This is a genomic window from Bacillota bacterium (assembly GCA_012842395.1).
Classification (GTDB): domain Bacteria; phylum Bacillota; class SHA-98; order UBA4971; family UBA4971; genus UBA6256.
This window is the reverse complement of sequence record DUSX01000004.1, coordinates 126,405-142,015: the sequence shown is the minus strand read 5'-3', so window position 1 is coordinate 142,015 and position 15,611 is coordinate 126,405. Positions and strand designations below refer to the sequence as shown.

General features: G+C 62.7%; 14 protein-coding genes. All 14 read left to right on the top strand.

Going from position 1 to position 15,611, the window contains the following annotated elements:
• The first annotated feature begins 5 nt into the window (after nt 1–5).
• On the top strand, nt 6–776 hold the full coding sequence (gene radC, locus GX515_02820) for a DNA repair protein RadC (protein HHY31947.1): 771 nt from the start codon (nt 6–8) through the stop codon (nt 774–776).
• A complete protein-coding gene (locus GX515_02815) occupies nt 757–1,815 on the top strand; it encodes a rod shape-determining protein (protein HHY31946.1) in 1,059 nt (352 codons plus the stop codon). The genes radC and GX515_02815 overlap by 20 nt, the downstream gene beginning before the upstream one ends.
• Nucleotides 1,816–1,817: 2 nt before the next feature.
• The gene (gene mreC / locus GX515_02810) at nt 1,818–2,738 is read left to right on the top strand and encodes a rod shape-determining protein MreC (GenBank protein ID HHY31945.1); all 921 of its coding nucleotides are present in this window, start codon (nt 1,818–1,820) and stop codon (nt 2,736–2,738) included.
• Nucleotides 2,735–3,244 (top strand): rod shape-determining protein MreD, encoded by a 510-nt coding sequence (mreD, locus tag GX515_02805; GenBank protein HHY31944.1) that lies wholly within the window; start codon nt 2,735–2,737, stop codon nt 3,242–3,244. Before mreC ends, mreD begins: the two co-directional genes overlap by 4 nt.
• A 248-nt stretch (nt 3,245–3,492) precedes the next feature.
• The gene (gene mrdA / locus GX515_02800) at nt 3,493–5,364 is read left to right on the top strand and encodes a penicillin-binding protein 2 (protein HHY31943.1); all 1,872 of its coding nucleotides are present in this window, start codon (nt 3,493–3,495) and stop codon (nt 5,362–5,364) included.
• A gap of 129 nt (nt 5,365–5,493) precedes the next feature.
• The gene (gene minC, locus GX515_02795) at nt 5,494–6,273 is read left to right on the top strand and encodes a septum site-determining protein MinC (GenBank protein HHY31942.1); all 780 of its coding nucleotides are present in this window, start codon (nt 5,494–5,496) and stop codon (nt 6,271–6,273) included.
• Complete coding sequence (gene minD / locus GX515_02790) at nt 6,255–7,058, top strand: septum site-determining protein MinD (GenBank protein ID HHY31941.1); 804 nt, start codon at nt 6,255–6,257, stop codon at nt 7,056–7,058. Before minC ends, minD begins: the two co-directional genes overlap by 19 nt.
• A gap of 21 nt (nt 7,059–7,079) precedes the next feature.
• Nucleotides 7,080–7,388 carry a cell division topological specificity factor MinE gene (minE, locus tag GX515_02785; GenBank protein HHY31940.1) on the top strand — a complete coding sequence of 103 codons (309 nt, stop codon included), beginning with the start codon at nt 7,080–7,082 and terminating at the stop codon, nt 7,386–7,388.
• A gap of 10 nt (nt 7,389–7,398) precedes the next feature.
• A complete protein-coding gene (gene rodA / locus GX515_02780) occupies nt 7,399–8,517 on the top strand; it encodes a rod shape-determining protein RodA (GenBank protein HHY31939.1) in 1,119 nt (372 codons plus the stop codon).
• Nucleotides 8,518–8,999: 482 nt separating this feature from the next.
• Complete coding sequence (locus GX515_02775) at nt 9,000–10,091, top strand: M23 family metallopeptidase (GenBank protein ID HHY31938.1); 1,092 nt, start codon at nt 9,000–9,002, stop codon at nt 10,089–10,091.
• Entirely contained in the window at nt 10,088–10,960 is an 873-nt protein-coding gene (locus GX515_02770) for a peptidase M50 (GenBank protein ID HHY31937.1), read from the top strand. The genes GX515_02775 and GX515_02770 overlap by 4 nt, the downstream gene beginning before the upstream one ends.
• A 145-nt stretch (nt 10,961–11,105) precedes the next feature.
• Nucleotides 11,106–12,986, top strand: coding sequence for a TIGR03960 family B12-binding radical SAM protein (locus GX515_02765; GenBank protein HHY31936.1), 1,881 nt, complete (start codon nt 11,106–11,108; stop codon nt 12,984–12,986).
• Between the two features lie 89 nt (nt 12,987–13,075).
• Entirely contained in the window at nt 13,076–13,726 is a 651-nt protein-coding gene (locus GX515_02760) for a DUF2344 domain-containing protein (protein HHY31935.1), read from the top strand.
• An 86-nt stretch (nt 13,727–13,812) separates the two neighbouring features.
• Nucleotides 13,813–15,585, top strand: coding sequence for an Rne/Rng family ribonuclease (locus GX515_02755; protein HHY31934.1), 1,773 nt, complete (start codon nt 13,813–13,815; stop codon nt 15,583–15,585).
• Nucleotides 15,586–15,611 lie beyond the last annotated feature (26 nt).

The following is a 15,611-nucleotide window of genomic DNA, read 5'->3' as shown; positions in this document are numbered from 1 at the left end:
TCACGATGAAACAAATGCCGCTTCAGGAACGGCCCAGGGAGCGGCTTCTTCGGGCAGGCCCCGAGGCGCTCTCTTCGGCTGAGCTTGTGTCCATCATCCTCAGCACGGGAGTGCGCGGCGAGACAGCTCTCTCGCTTGCCGGTACGGTTCTGCGCGTATTCGGCGGGCTTCGCGGGATAGCGGCTGCATCCACACGTGATCTGGCGGGTCACAAGGGGATCGGGCTGGCCAAGGCCGTCCGTCTCAAAGCCGCTGTCGAGCTAGGTAGGAGGATTATGACACTCGAGCCGGAAGAGCTCCTTCAGGTGAACGGGCCACGTGACGTGGCGGGCCTCCTCATGGGCGAGATGCGGTACCTTGACAGAGAACACTTCAAAGTCGTACTACTTAATGCGAAGCACCGGGTCATGGATGTCGTGACAGTGTCGGTGGGCTGTCTCGACAGCTCCCTCGTGCATCCGAGAGAGGTATTCAAAGAATGCCTGAGGAGAAACTCGGCCTGCATCATTCTGGTGCATAATCACCCAAGCGGCGACCCGACTCCGAGCGCCGAGGACATCGCGATAACACGCAGGCTGACAAGCTCCGGTCTGATTCTCGGGATAGACGTGCTTGACCACATAATCGTGGGAGACAACAGGTACTCAAGCCTCAAGGAACTCGGCCTTATGGCGTCCGTCAGCGCGCCTTCCGCGGGGGCGGCGTCGTGGCACGAGGCCGGCGCGGCTCCAGTTGCCTGTGTTGCTGGAAGGGAGAATGCGAGCTGTGATTCTTGACCCCGTTCTGGCCCTCTTTTCCAAAGATCTCGCCATTGATCTCGGGACTGCCAACTCTCTGGTTTACGTTAAGGGTAAAGGGGTCGTCATCCAGGAGCCATCCGTGGTGGCGATGCGCAAGGACACAGGTGCAATTCTGGAGGTTGGGTCAGCCGCTAACCGGATGGTCGGCAGGACGCCCGGGAACATAGTGGTTGTGCGGCCACTCAAGGACGGCGTGATCGCTGACTTCGACGTCACCGAGATGATGCTCCGCCACTTCATTGTGCGGGCGCACAGAGGCCGGGCGCTCGTCCGCCCCAAAGTCGTGATAGGCGTGCCTTCCGGCGTGACCGAGGTGGAGAGGCGGGCCGTGATAGATGCGGCGCTCCAGGCGGGCGCTCGCGAGGCGTACCTCATTGAGGAGCCCCTCGCTGCGGCCGTCGGTGCAGGCCTCCCGGTGTTCGAGCCGTCAGGCAACATGGTGGTGGACATCGGTGGAGGTACAACGGAGATCGCCGTGATATCGCTGGGCGGGATCGTCGCCTCCAGGTCCATTAGGATCGCGGGGGACGAAATGGATGAGGCCATCGTGCAGCACGTGAAGAAGGTTTACAACCTAGTGATCGGGACCAGGACTGCCGAAGAGATCAAGAAGCAAATCGGTTCCGCACGGCCCCGCGACCCGGACCTCGGCCTGGAGGTGAAGGGGCGGGACATGGTCTCCGGGCTTCCGAAGACCGTCCGCATAACCGCGGGCGAGGTTCAGGAGGCGCTTCGCGAGCCTGTCGCGGCTATCGTCGAGGCCGTCAAGATGACTTTAGAGAGAACGCCGCCTGAGCTTTCCGCGGACATCATCGATAAAGGGATCGTCGCCTCGGGGGGAGGCTCGCTCCTAGAGGGGATCGACCGGGTCATCGCTGAGTCCACGAACATGCCTGTGCACCGTGCGGATGAGCCTCTCACGTGCGTCGTGAGAGGGGCGGGCAAGGCCCTCGAGGAGATGGAACGCTATCACCGGATGCTTACGAGTTCGTCGAGGGTCGGCGAGAGAGTCTGACTATGGCCGGCAGGAGTGACTCGCCCGTGCAGCAGAATCCCGGGGGCAAGCGCTACGGGTTGATGATGGCCGCGATACTGCTTCTCCTTGTGGCTCTTCTTTTCGTCACCTCGGGCGAGAGAGAGGCGCTGTCGCCGCCTGAAAGTGCCGCGCGCGAGATGCTCACGCCTCTGGCGAGAGTCTTTTTCCAGGTAGCCAGCGGGATAAGCGGCGCGATTCGCACCGTTGCCAACCTGCAGCACTTGGTCCGTGAGAACGATAGGCTCTACCTTGAGATATCGCGGCTCATGGCTGAGAACGCGCGGCTCGAGGAGTACAGGCTTGAGAATGCCCGTCTCCGGAAGCTCCTGGGCTTCCAGGCGACGCTGGAGTATCCGACCAGCGCCGCACAGATCGTGGGCAGAGACCCAAGCAACTGGCTTGACACGGTGACGATCAACAAGGGGACGAGCCAGGGCGTTAAGAAGAACATGGCCGTCGCGACAATGGAGGGGCTCGTGGGAAGGGTGTTGTCGGCTTCGGCGCACACAGCGACGGTGCTTCTCATCCTTGACCCCCGGAGCGCGGTGGGTGGCGTGGTGCAGCGCACGAGGACGTTCGTCTTGGTGGAAGGGGATCCAGGCAGACCAGGTCTTTGCCGTGTCAAGCCTCTCACTCAGGATTTCGACCTGCAAGTCGGGGACAGGGTCCTCTCGTCGGGTCTGGGGGGTATCTACCCGAAGGGATTGGTAATCGGGAATATCGTGGAGCTGGTGCCAGGCAAGTACGGGGTCGGGACCGAGGCGTATCTTAAACCTGCCGTTGACTTTGCCCGTCTCGAAGAGGTCCTGGTCATAACCCGCGCTCCGGAGCCCCCCGAAGCCCCTGATGAGACGGACGCTCAAAACCAGATGCGGTCGACCGAGGGGGCAGCGCGCAAATGAGGCTTTTCTTGCTGATCTGCGCAGGCGTTCTCCTCGTCGTCCTGGAGATAACGGTAAGTCCCTTTGTGGCGGTCCAGGGTGCGAGGCCTGACTTGGTTTGTGCGTTCGTAGTGATCGTGGGCATGCTGCTCGGCTGGAAAGACGCAGCGGTCGTGGGCCTTGTGGTCGGTTTCGTTGAGGATGCGTGTTCGGGGCAGTCCCTCGGGCTTTTCATGCTGGTGCGCGCGGTCGTCGGAATGGGAGCCGGGCTCTCGTACGCAAAGGTGTTCCATGACCGCATCGTTGTGCCGGTCGCCATGGTTTTCCTGGGGGCCGTCGCCACCGGGCTGATGGAGAGCTTTCTCCTGTCGTCCTTTGGTGTGCCGCTAGGATTCTCCCTGGGGAGCTCGCGAATGGTGCTGGCGCAGGCGGTTTACTCCGCCGTACTCGCGCCGGTGTTCCCGAAGCTCGTTACGTGGCTGGATTTGTCCGCGAGACGAGCCTCTGAGCGGCGCCAAGCCGTCTAGACGGTGGGTAGTCATCGGGCTTCGCGCGCGGAGTTCGCGGGCCGGCCGCCGGACTGCGCGGCGGATGGAGCCTGGTGGAGCCAGCAGCAATCCCAGTTCCCAAGGATGCGCTGAGGCAGCGGCTTGGTTGGGCGTCCAGGCCGCTACGCGCGGAGGCTGACTCGGGCTAAGGGCCGCACGGGCTAAGAGCCGTAGTCTTTGCGTCGTGTGCGGTCGGCTGGAGCGAACCGGAAGGGCGGTGTGAGATCGTGCCCGAGTCCCCGGTACAGAATAGGTTGAAACACCTCGGTCTCGTCGCCCTGGTGGTGCTTGTGATACTGGCTGCACGCCTGTGGCACCTTCAGATCATGCGCGGCGAAACCTACGAGGCGTTGTCTCAGGGCAACAGGGTGCGAGTGATCCCGGTTCCCGCGCCGAGAGGCAAGATCCTGGACCGGAACGGTGTTCCCCTTGCAACGAGCCGCATGGCGTTTTCTGTGTCCATAGTCCCACAGGACGTGACAGACATGGACAATACCATCGCACGGCTCGCCCCAGTCCTCGGCATGTCGCCGGAGAGCATCAAGGAAAAACTTGCCGCGCCGAGACGTCCGTTTGATCCCGTTAGGCTAAAGACGGATGTGGACCCTTCCGTCGTCACGGCGATAGGCGAACAACGCACCGACCTTCCCGGGGTGGTCATCGAGGAGATCCCTGTGCGCAGGTACGTGTACGGGGACTTCGCCAGCCACCTCATAGGCTTCATAAGGGAGATCGATTCATCCGAGCTGAAAACATACAAAGACAAAGGTTACCGGCCCGGCGATCTGATAGGGAAAGTCGGAGTCGAGAGGACCTTCGAGGAATACCTCCGCGGAGTGGACGGCGGCGAGCAGGTTGAAGTCAACAGCCTCTCTCAGCCCATCAAGGTCCTCGGAAGCCTGGCCCCCGTGCCTGGAGATGACGTGGTACTCACCATCGACCAGAGGGTTCAGGCCGCGGCCGAGCGAGCCCTCTCCGAGGAGCTGGACGAGCTATCGAAGTCGCCGAAAACCAGTGAGGCCAAGGCCGGCGCGGTCGTCGCGATGGACCCGAGAACCGGCGAGATACTGGCCATGGTTAGCAAGCCCTCGTTTGATCCCAATATGTTCGTGGGTGAGCTGTCCAAGGAAGAACTGGCCTTCCTCTCTTCGACGCCTAGCCCCCAGCCGAACCGGGTCACGAGCCACACGTATCCTCCCGGGTCGGCCTTCAAGATCATAACCGCCATCGCCGCCCTCGAACGGCACAAGGTCACGTTGGATGATACGTTCGTATGCACCGGCCGAGATCCTCAATCGGGGAAAGCATGCTGGACCGTGGAGCACGGCAGAGGCCACGGGAAGGAGGACTTGCTCGCCGGCATTGCCAACTCATGCAACATCGTTTTCTACGAGCTGGGGCGGCGCGTCGGCATCGACGACCTGGCCATGTACGCGAGGGTGTTCGGCTTTGGGCGGCCGACCGGCATAGACCTCTTTCCGGGCGACGCGTCGGGCCTGGTGCCCGACCGCGCATGGAAGCGCATGAATTTCAAAGGGTACGACCAGATGTGGTATCCCACTGAGACCCTCGATGTTGCGATAGGGCAGGGCGCCCTCCTCGTTACGCCTCTTCAACTCGCGAACGCGTACGCGACCGTGGCCGCGAACGGGGTTATGCACGTTCCCATGGTGGCCAGGGCCATCCTTGCCCCGGACGGTAAGGTCATCCGGGAGTTTACGCCCGAGGTAGCTTCGACTGTGAACGTATCTCAAGAGTCCCTTGATATCCTCAAACAGGGTCTCGCGAAGGTCGTTACGGAGGGCACGGCGGCTGCGGCTTTCAAGGGATTCCCGATACCGACCGCTGGGAAGACCGGCACCGCCCAGAACCCATCTGGGGCGAGCCATGGGTGGTTCGCGGGGTTCGCGCCCATAGATAACCCGGAGATCGTTGTGGTGGTCTTGGTGGAACACGGGACGGGGGGGTCGTTGGCGGCCGCGCCTGTCGCGAGAAAGGTGATGGAGGCGTACTTCGGCCTCGACCGCTCCGCGGACGCGACGTCGAGTACCCCGGGCGGTGGTGCGGCTGCGGGAGAGGCCGGAGGCCCCGCCGAATGAGCATGCGGCCGCCGCCAAGTCGGGAGTTTTTCAACGGTGACGGGCAGGAATTGCGTTTTCCTCTGGTGAAAGTATGGTGAGATCGCTTGCAATCCCAAAGGGCCATGGAGGAGGCGTGCGCGGCTGCCCATGAAAACCGAGGATGTGATATTCAAGGGGACGAAACGGGGCCTGTGCATAATCCTGCCCCACGACGAAGACTTTCAGCGCCTGAAAGGGAAGCTCGCGGCCAAGCTCGAGAAAACGTCAAGCTTTTTCGCCGGGGCGACCCGCGCGGTTCTGGACATCGGCGAGCTCGCGCTCTCCGATGACGACGTGCGCGAGCTGGTGAACATAGTCGAATCGTTCGGCATGTCGGTGTCGCGCGTGGCTGGCGGAATCGGTCTCGCGACGGTGGCGGAGCCGCCGGTGCCGCAGCGTGCCGGGGCGCCGGTGCCGTCCAAGCCGGGGCCGGCTTCCGAACGGACGCACGGGGACTCCGAGGGAAACGGTCATGGCCGCGTCGAGGGCGAACAGCTCTCAGGCAGCGGAGCTGCCGGAACGCTTTTAGTCAGGGGGACGTTGCGCTCAGGCCAGCGCACGACGTTCGGCGGGAACATCGTGGTGCTGGGAGATGTGAACCCCGGTGCCGAGGTCGTGGCCGGGGGCGACATAGTGGTCATGGGTGCTCTCCGCGGTGTGGCCCACGCCGGAGCACCGGAAAACAAGAGTGCAATAGTGGTTGCGCTGCGGTTCATGCCTACGCAACTTCGGATCGCCGATGTCATCGCGAGACCTCCGGACGGCGAAAGCAAGGCTCCACGCAGTCCCGAGATGGCGCGAATCAGAAACGAGCAGATAGTGATCGAGGCCTACTCCGCGAGGAAGGCTGAGATGGAGGAGGAACCTGGATGGAAGGAAGGGTTATAGTGGTCACCTCGGGCAAAGGAGGCGTGGGCAAGACGACTGCCGTCGCAAACATCGGTTGCGGCCTTGCCTCTCGCGGCAAGAAGGTGGCCCTGGTTGATGCCGACATCGGGCTGCGTAACTTGGACATTGTCCTCGGCTTGGAGAACAGGATCGTATACGACATCGTTCATGTCATCGAGGGCAAGTGCCGCTTGCGGCAAGCCCTCATAAGGGACAAGCGTCTACAGACGCTGTTCTTGATGCCCGCTGCCCAATCCAGGGACAAGGAAGCGGTTCAGCCTGAGCAGATGAGGCAGCTCACTAGGAACCTCGCCCAGGAATTCGACTACGTTGTGGTCGACTGTCCCGCCGGGATAGAGAGAGGATTCAAGAATGCGACTGCAGGCGCAGACGAGGCCGTCATCGTGACCACGCCGGAGGTGTCCGCGGTGAGGGATGCAGACCGCATCGTGGGGCTGCTCGAAGCGCAGGGCGTGGGAAGGCCGAGGCTCGTGGTGAATCGGCTTCGGCCTGAAATGGTGAAACGCGGAGAGATGCTGAATGTGGAGGATGTCATAGACATCCTTGCCATCGACCTTCTGGGAGTGGTCCCGGATGACGAGAGCGTGATAACGTCCACTAACAAGGGCGAGCCCGTGGTGCTCGACGGAGCCTCCCGAGCTGGTGAGGCGTTCAGGCGTATAGCCGCAAGGATCGATGGGGAGAACGTCCCGTTCATGTCCCTGGACGCAGGAGGCCTGTGGTCGAGACTCAAGCGCATCATCGGGATCGGTGTGAGCAGGTAAGGCCGGGGGAGGGAGCGCGTCGTGTTCGAGTTCGTGTCACGGATCCTGGGCCGCAAGTCGAAGCCGGGCGGGCTGGGGAGCAAGAGCCTCGCTAAGGAGCGGCTCAAGCTTGCGCTCGCGTGCGACCGCGTCGACGTCTCCCCGCAGGTGTTCGAGGGTCTCCGCTTGGACCTTGCGAAGGCTGTCTCGAAGTACGTCGAGATAGACGAGGCAGGGATGAACCTCAGGTTCGACTCGTCCGACAAGAGACTTGCGTTGGTAGCGAGCGTCCCTGTGATCGGAATCAGGCGCGGAAACGAGCCGACCCGCCGAGGGAAAAACAGAAGGTGAGGGCGCGCCTGTGCTCCTTGAGAAGCGTCTACTGCGGAATCTCGACTACGCGCTGATCCTTGCGGTGCTGGCGCTCTGCCTAGTCGGGTTCGTCATCGTGTTCAGCGCGACGCGCGGCGGTATAGGTTCCTGGTCCCCGCAGGATCCGTTGTACTTTGTCAAGAAGCAGGTCGCCGCCTTTGCCCTCGGGGTGCTTCTTTGCGCCGTGATCCTGACCACCGACTACAGGCTCGCCCAGAGAGCGCACCGGGTACTGTATCTTGGCAACGTGGGTATGCTCGCGCTCGTCCTTGCGATGGGGCATAGGATCTCCGGCGCGCAGAGCTGGTTCAGAATAGGACCTGTTGCGCTACAGCCTTCCGAGCTCGCCAAGGTGGCACTGATCTTGACCCTCGCGAACCACCTTTCTGAGGCCCGCGACATAGCTACGCCGCGCGGGCTTGCTTTCGCGTTCCTGCACGCGGCTGTCCCCGCGGCCCTGGTCCTCCTCCAGAACGACCTGGGAACGGCCCTGGTGTTCTGCGGAATAACCTTCGCCATGGTCTACGTGGCGGGCGCTCGCGGAAAGGACCTGCTCGCTGTGGTGGGCGCCGGCGCGGTTGCATCCCCCTTGGTATTCTTCTTCCTCCTCAAGGGTTACCAGCGGGCGCGTCTGCTGGCATTTCTGAATCCGTACAAGGACCCGACAGGCACTGGGTATAACGTCATACAGTCGACCATCGCCATCGGGTCGGGGAGGTTCTTCGGGAAAGGGCTCTTCCACGGAACGCAGGCCCAGCTCAACTTCCTCCCTGCACACCACACCGACTTCATTTTCTCCGTCATCGGAGAGGAACTCGGCTTCGTAGGAGCCATCGCTGTGCTCGCCCTGTACGGTATAGTGCTATGGCGCTGCTTGAACGCAGCGGCCTGCGCGAAGGACGCGTTCGGGCAGCTGGTTGCGACCGGTGTCGCCGCGATGCTTCTCTTTCACGTGTTGGTCAACGTCGGAATGACCGTGAGCCTCATGCCGGTGACCGGCATCCCTCTGCCTTTCCTCAGCTACGGCGGGAGTGCGCTTCTCGCAAACCTCATCGCTATCGGCCTGGTCCTCGATATCCACATGAGGCGCCAGAAGATCCTCTTCTGACTCTTCTCCGCGATGACTAGCGAGACCGTCTCAGAGAGACAGAGAGACAGGGCTTGGCGCGGCGGGCCCCAAGCATGTCGCCAGAATTTGGCGCCGCTTTTGGGCGGAGGGGGCCTGCTCAGGTTTGCCGGTGTTGCCCTCCGGGGACGGCGCGCTTGCAGCGCGCCTCGTTCGAATTCGGCGCGTAAGACAGCCGAATTCTCGACGCCCCGTCGTGCAACCACCGGCAACCCCAGCGCCCTCAAGAAAGAGGACGAAGGTTTATGGCGCTACATTCAGATCCTGTCGCGTGGTCCCGCGCGGCGGTCCGGCTTTTGCGGCCGCGGACTGCACGCGTGCGCCGCGCGGGGGCCCGTGCCTCGAGGCTCGCGCCCGCGGACGTGCGTCGACGCGGCCGTCCCGGCCTTGGTGCATAGAGCACAGCCCACCACAATATACTCTTAGCGTGGCGGAATGGGGCTTTCCCTGAGAGGAGGAGCGCGATGCCTTCTAGGATCGCCCGGAACGCCGTGATCTCGCTCCTGATCTTCGCCCTCGTTCTCGGGATCACCAGGAGCAATCTCACGCTCGCGACCGCCGTGCGGCCGTACGTCGAGGCTCTCTTGACGCGGAGCACGAGCCTGTCGGAAATCGGGAGGGCCCTTCGGGACGCAGCTTCGGGGCTTCTCTCTTGGAATCCATGGTCTTGGCAGGTTTTGCGCGAGGGCGAAGAAGCAGGCGACAACTCCGCCAGCCACCTGAAGGGGACGACGGCCGGGACGCACGAGCCCCCAGGGGGAGGTGCAGACGACCCTGCCGAGCGCTCTGGGACTGCGGACCCTGCTGCTTCATCTCCTCCCGCACCGTCTGTTCCCGCTAATAACAGGCCTGGGGCGACCGGGCCGCTCAGCCCCGGGGCAGGGAACATAACCCCGCACGAGGCCGGAATAGACGATCAAGTGGCGAGCCGGGGGCCCACCGCGGCTCGAGCCTTCTCCGTCTCCGCAGGCCGGGTCGCTCTTGAGCCCGTTGCATCGCACGAGGACCCGAGTGGACCCGGACCCTCCCAGCCGGCCAGTACGAGGGGGCTTGGCGCTGCGGAGCCGGATCAGAAGGCAGCCGCCTCACGGACCGCGGCCGCCGGTTCGAGCTCATCCACTGCCTCCTCCGCGCGCGCCCTCGCGAGCGCCGGGAAGCTCGTGGCGCCGGTCAACGGGCAAGTGACCTATGGGTTCGGGTACAGGGTTCACCCGATATATAAGCGGCGCCTCTTCCACAAGGGCGTGGACATCGCGGCTCCCATGGGCACACCGGTCCGGGCCGCGGCCGCCGGGAGGGTCCTCCGTGCCGGGCCATGCGGCACATACGGCAGGATCGTCGAGCTCGACCATGGAGGCGGGCTTACGACCCTATACGCGCACTGTTCACGCGTGCTTGTGAAGCCTGGGGATACGGTGCGCGCCGGGCAGAAGATCGCTGAGGTCGGGAGCACTGGCCTCTCCACCGGACCCCATCTACATTTCGAGGTATCGGCGGGTGGGAAGCCCGTTGATCCCTTTGCCTACCTTGAGGGGGGCAGGCGGGAGAGGTTGTGAGGATCGCTCGCGTTTGCGGGATCGAGTTCCGGGTGAGCCCGTTCTTCCTCCTTTTTCTGCTCGCTTACGCTTCGGTCGGCTTGCTTCGCGAAACCCTGCTCGTGTTCTGGGTCGTCCTCCTGCACGAACTCGCACACGTTGCTGCCGCGGCATGCTTCGGCATCCGCACCGAGCGGGTCGAACTCCTGCCGTTCGGCGGCGTCGCCTCGTTTTCGGAGCCTCTCGTGGCAAGCCCCGCACGCGAGGCGATCATCGCGGTATGCGGACCGGCCCACAACTTCGCCTTCGCGTACCTCGCCGCCGTCCTTGAACGGAGCGGCTTCGTGTCGAGCTCGCTGGCACGGTTCTTGGTGGAAACCAACATCGCCATCGGGCTCTTCAACCTTCTTCCCGGCATCCCGCTGGACGGGGGCCGTATCCTGCGTGCGGCCCTGGTCCCCACCCTCGGCACGGTGGGAGCGTCTCGGCTCGCGTCGGCCGTCGGACGCGTCCTGGGACTTTGCATTCTCATGGCAGGAGGGATCATGGCGTATGCGGGTCACTGCAACGTGCTCTTGCCAGTGCTCGGAGGCTTTCTGGTGTTCGCGGCTTCGCGCGAGGCTCGGGCCGTATCATGGGTGAGGGTGAGGGACACTCTTAGAAAGAAGCGGGAGTTCCTGGCGGCTGGCACGATGTCCGTGAACCTGCTCGCGGTTCATGAAAAAGCCTGTCTCAAGGACGTCGTGCGACATTTCGTGCCTGGGAAGCTCAACGTCGTGCTGGTGTTTGACACGGAGCTCGTCATCCGCACGCTCGCGTGCGAGCTGGACGTCCTCAAAGCCATGAGCGAGCATGGGCCCGACGCGCTTGCGGCCACCATCGCACGATGAAAACCAACACGCGGACGTTTCCGTAGCGCAGGCCGGTGGAATCTGATAGAATGTGTTCGAAGGGCGCGGTGGCTCGGTGGTTTCGGGCGCCGGGACGCGCGAATACCATGGCTGATGCGACAACATATGCTCGGTGGGGCGATTCATGCAGATAAACTCGGAGCTGTTGGACGAGATCCTCTCAGAGGTGGAAAGGCCCATCCGTTACGTGGACGGTGAGTGGAATGCCGTGCATAAACGCCTCGACGACGTGGCCGTCAGGGTTTTGTTGGCTTTTCCCGACACGTATGAGGTTGGCATGTCCCACCTGGGCCTCAAGATCCTCTACTATATACTGAACCAACGGGACGACACCGCTTGCGAGAGAGCGTTCATGCCGTGGGTGGACATGCACGCCGCGATGAAGGCCAGGGGCGTTCCGTTGTACTCCCTCGAGTCGCATGTGCCCGCCAGTGAGTTCGACATCGTAGGCTTTAGCCTGCAGTACGAGCTATCGTACACTAATGTCCTTGCGATGCTGGACCTCGCGGGAATTCCGGCCCGTGCAAGCGCCAGGGGGGAGCGAGATCCCCTCGTTATCGCCGGAGGCCCGTGCGCGTACAACCCTGAGCCTGTGGCGCCGTTTTTCGACGCCGTCCTGCTCGGGGAGGGCGAGGAGGCCGTGGGCGAGATCGTCGACGAGTACAAGCGCAGCAAGAGAGAGGGGCTTTCGAGGCGGGCAACTTTGGAAGCCCTCGCGCGGGTTCCCGGCGTTTACGTGCCTTCTCTCTACGACGTTGAGTACCGGGCGGACGGCAAGATCGCGAGGATAGTCCCGACGAGCCCGGCCGCAGCCTACCCCGTGCGGAAGAGAGTCGTGAAAGACCTCGGCGCCGTGCCGTTTCCGGACAAGTTCGTCGTGCCTTTCGCCGAGGTGATCCACGACCGCATCATGCTCGAAGTCTTTCGTGGGTGCACCCACGGGTGCAGGTTCTGCCAAGCGGGCATGGTGTACCGGCCTGTGAGGGAGAGAGACCTCGACGACCTTTGCGAGCTCGCGGGGCGACTCGTCACGAACACGGGCTACGAGGAGATATCGCTGATGTCGCTCTCCAGCGCGGATTACTCGCGCATTCGCGAGCTTGTGTCAAGTCTCCTGGAACGCTATTCCGGGTCGGGCGTTGCAGTTTCGCTCCCGTCGCTTCGGGTTGATTCGTTTTCCGTCGATCTCGCAAAGGAGGTGGAGAGAGGAAGGAAGAGCGGGCTGACTTTCGCTCCCGAGGCGGGGACGCAGAGGCTCAGGGACGTTATAAACAAGGGCGTGACCCGCGATGACCTGATTGATGCGGCAAGGGCAGCCTTCGCGGCAGGGTGGCAAAACCTGAAGCTCTATTTCATGATTGGGTTGCCGACTGAGACCGATGAGGACCTGGCGGGCATCGTCGATCTTGCCAAGGAGGTCTTGGCGTGCGGCAGGGAGGAGCTCAGGCGTGCGGGCGCAGCGCGCTCGCCCCAGGTTACCGTGAGCGTGTCATCATTTGTCCCGAAAGCCCACACGCCGTTTCAGTGGCACCCTCAGTGTCCAATGGAGGAGCTTGAGGCGAAGCAGGCTTACCTCAAGCGGCACCTTCGTGGGAAAGGTCTCAAGCTTGCGTGGCACGACGTCAGGGCGAGTTTCCTAGAGGCCGTGTTCTCAAGAGGTGACAGGCGGCTCGCACCTGTCCTTGAGGAGGCGGTCGCGCTCGGGTGCAGGTTTGACGCTTGGCACGAGGAACTCCGTTTCGAGAAGTGGCAGGAGGCCTTCGCGAGGTCTTGTGTGGACCCGAGGTTTTACGCGAACACGCATTGGGCATACGACGACGTGTTGCCGTGGGATCATCTCACCGCAGGTGTGACAAAAGAGTACCTCGTGTCGGAGTCCAAGAGAGCGGCTGAGGGCGTCGCAACCCCCGATTGCCGGCTCGGGAGGTGCGTGAAGTGCGGGGTTTGTCCCGAACTCAGGGTTGCCCCGCGCATCCTCGCGCGGCCTGTTGAGGGGGTGTCTTAGGCTCGATGGTTAGTGCTGCCGTCTCTCCGCCGGGCAAGCCGCAGGCCACCTGCAGGCTCAGACTGACAAAGAAGGGCCCCGCGCGTTTCATGTCACATCTTGACTTCATTCGCGCGGTCGAAAGGGCCGTCCGCAGGGCCGCTCTACCGGTGGCCCTCACAGAGGGGTTCCATCCACATCCGCGTATGTCTTTTTCGCCGGCGCTGCCGGTCGGGGTCGAGAGCGAGTGCGAGTTGGTGGATGTGGAGCTGCGCGAAAGGGTGGGCGCAGACGAGGTGAAGGAAAGGCTTGAACCCTTGCTGCCGGATGGGCTCCGCTTGATGTGGTGCATGGTGCTTCCTTTCGGAGAACCCCCTCTTAGCTCCGTGATCCGCGCGGCCTCCTACGAGATGGTTTTTGAGTGCGGCGACGGCATAGCGTCTCAGGATGCCGTCGAGGCCGCGATCGAGGGATTCGTCCGGGCGGACTCCGTTCGGGTCATCCGCACGACGCCCAAGGGCACAAAGGAGGTCAACATACGACCCTTGGTCTACGCTCTCGGCGTCGACCAGAGGGACGGAGCGGCGCATGTCCGGATGCTGGCGGCGGCCGGACCAGCGGGGCACGTCCGGCCCGACGACGTGGCGCGTGAGATAGCGCGCCGCGCAGGTCTCGGGCGCGCGTGCGCCCGGGCAAGGATAGTGCGAAAGGACTTTTATGTGGAGAGGAATGGGGAGCTCGTCCCATTCCCACGCGAATGAACCCGACGGGCAGGCGACTGTCGCATGCCTCGCGTGCCCGTCCTGGCCCTCCCCACAGGGGAGTTATGTCGAGGAGTGAAAATGATATGGTAAAGCAAATAGTGGTGAATGTGCGGCCGGGCGAGACTCGAGCCGCTGTCATAGAGAACGGGCACCTGGTCGAGATCCAGATCGAACGCCAGGCGCATCAGAGGTATGTCGGAAACATATATAAAGGCCGCGTGGAAAACGTGCTGCCGGGCATGCAAGCGGCCTTTGTCGACGTTGGGCTCGAACGCAACGCCTTCCTCTATGTGGAAGACGCGCTCAAGGCGAGAGAAGGCCAGTTCGATGACTTGGACGTAGAGGACATCAAGGCCCTTTCGATAAAGGACGTTCTTAAGGAAGGACAGGAGATAATCGTTCAGATCACGAAGGAGCCCATCGGCACGAAGGGCGCGCGGGTCGTCACCCAAGTCACCCTGCCCGGACGCAATGTCGTCTTGATGCCGACCGTAGACTACGTGGGCGTGAGCAGGAGGATATCCAATGATGAGGAGCGCGCCAGACTGAAGAAGCTTGCTACGAAGGCCAAACCCCGGGGCTGCGGTGTCATCGTGCGCACAGCTGCGGAGGGAAAGGACGAGAAGGAGATCACGCAGGAGATCGGGTTCCTTGTGAAGCTGTGGCGGCGCATCAAGATGAAGGCCCGCCGCACTCGGGCTCCCGCTCTCTTGCACCGCGATTACGATCTCATCTACCGCATAATGAGAGACCTCTTCTCAGAGGACGTGGACGAGTTCATCGTGGACGACGCCCACGAGTTTGAGAAGGCCAGGGACCTCTTGAATATCATGTCTCCTCAGCTCAAAGGGAAGTTGAAGTATTACGCCGAGGAGGAGCCGATATTCGACTACTACGGGATCGAGGAGGAGATCGAGAAGGCCCTTAGGCGGAGGGTATGGCTCTCGTGCGGCGGTTACCTGGTTTTCGACCACACCGAGGCCCTCACAAGCATCGACGTCAATACGGGCAGGTTCATAGGCACCACCAACCTGCAGGACACAGTGCTGAAGACAAACCTTGAGGCCGCAAGCGAGATCGCTCACCAACTGAGGCTGCGGAACATCGGAGGTATCATCGTAATCGACTTCATCGACATGGACTCCGAGGACGCACGGCAACAAGTGATAAGGAGGCTCGAGGAAGAGCTCCGGAAGGACAAGACCCGCGCCACAGTGCTGGGCTTCACGCACTTGGGACTCCTCGAGATGACGCGGAAGAAGACCCGTCCGGGGCTCGAGGACGTGCTGTCGCGCCCATGCCCGTACTGCGACGGGCGTGGCCGTGTGCTATCTGAGGAGACGCTCGCGCTACGAGCGGAGAAGGAGATAAGACGGATGGCAGCGAGACAGGCCGAGGAAGCGATGCTCGTGTCGCTGCATCCAAGCGTTGCGGCGCTCTTGATAGGCCAGGGGGGCGCGAATCTCTCCAGGATAGAGCAGGAAACAGGCAAGGTCATTTACGTCAAAGGGAATCCCGCGCTTCACATCGAGGATATGGACGTAGTGATCACCGGGACCCGCGAGGAGGTCGAGAAGCGCGCACTTCCAGTGAGCGTTGGGGACGTGCTCGAGGTGGAGGTCCAGGAGCCGCATGCCTCGAACCCCAGTAACGGCATAACACGCATCGACGGATACATCGTGGACATCGATGGTGGCGGAAAGCTTGTCGGCAAGAGGATCAAGGTTGAGATAGCCAAGGTGTTTCGAACCTATGCGCGCGCGAAGCCCCGGGATCTCGCGGGTGGAGGCCCCGGTGCGAGCGCTGGCCTTGGGGAGGCGAGTGCGCAAGCCGGCTCCGCGAACCGTGGCGCATGAGGACGCGAGGTCACACGAGGCGCGTC

What these genes read in the sequence shown, in the direction of transcription:
- radC (HHY31947.1), top strand. Translation starts at nt 6, where the DNA reads ATGAAACAAATGCCGCTTCAGGAACGGCCCAGGGAGCGGCTTCTTCGG.
- GX515_02815 (HHY31946.1), top strand. Translation starts at nt 757, where the DNA reads ATGCGAGCTGTGATTCTTGACCCCGTTCTGGCCCTCTTTTCCAAAGAT.
- mreC (HHY31945.1), top strand. Translation starts at nt 1,818, where the DNA reads ATGGCCGGCAGGAGTGACTCGCCCGTGCAGCAGAATCCCGGGGGCAAG.
- mreD (HHY31944.1), top strand. Translation starts at nt 2,735, where the DNA reads ATGAGGCTTTTCTTGCTGATCTGCGCAGGCGTTCTCCTCGTCGTCCTG.
- minC (HHY31942.1), top strand. Translation starts at nt 5,494, where the DNA reads ATGAAAACCGAGGATGTGATATTCAAGGGGACGAAACGGGGCCTGTGC.
- minD (HHY31941.1), top strand. Translation starts at nt 6,255, where the DNA reads ATGGAAGGAAGGGTTATAGTGGTCACCTCGGGCAAAGGAGGCGTGGGC.
- GX515_02775 (HHY31938.1), top strand. Translation starts at nt 9,000, where the DNA reads ATGCCTTCTAGGATCGCCCGGAACGCCGTGATCTCGCTCCTGATCTTC.
- GX515_02765 (HHY31936.1), top strand. Translation starts at nt 11,106, where the DNA reads ATGCAGATAAACTCGGAGCTGTTGGACGAGATCCTCTCAGAGGTGGAA.
- GX515_02760 (HHY31935.1), top strand. Translation starts at nt 13,076, where the DNA reads ATGTCACATCTTGACTTCATTCGCGCGGTCGAAAGGGCCGTCCGCAGG.
- GX515_02755 (HHY31934.1), top strand. Translation starts at nt 13,813, where the DNA reads ATGGTAAAGCAAATAGTGGTGAATGTGCGGCCGGGCGAGACTCGAGCC.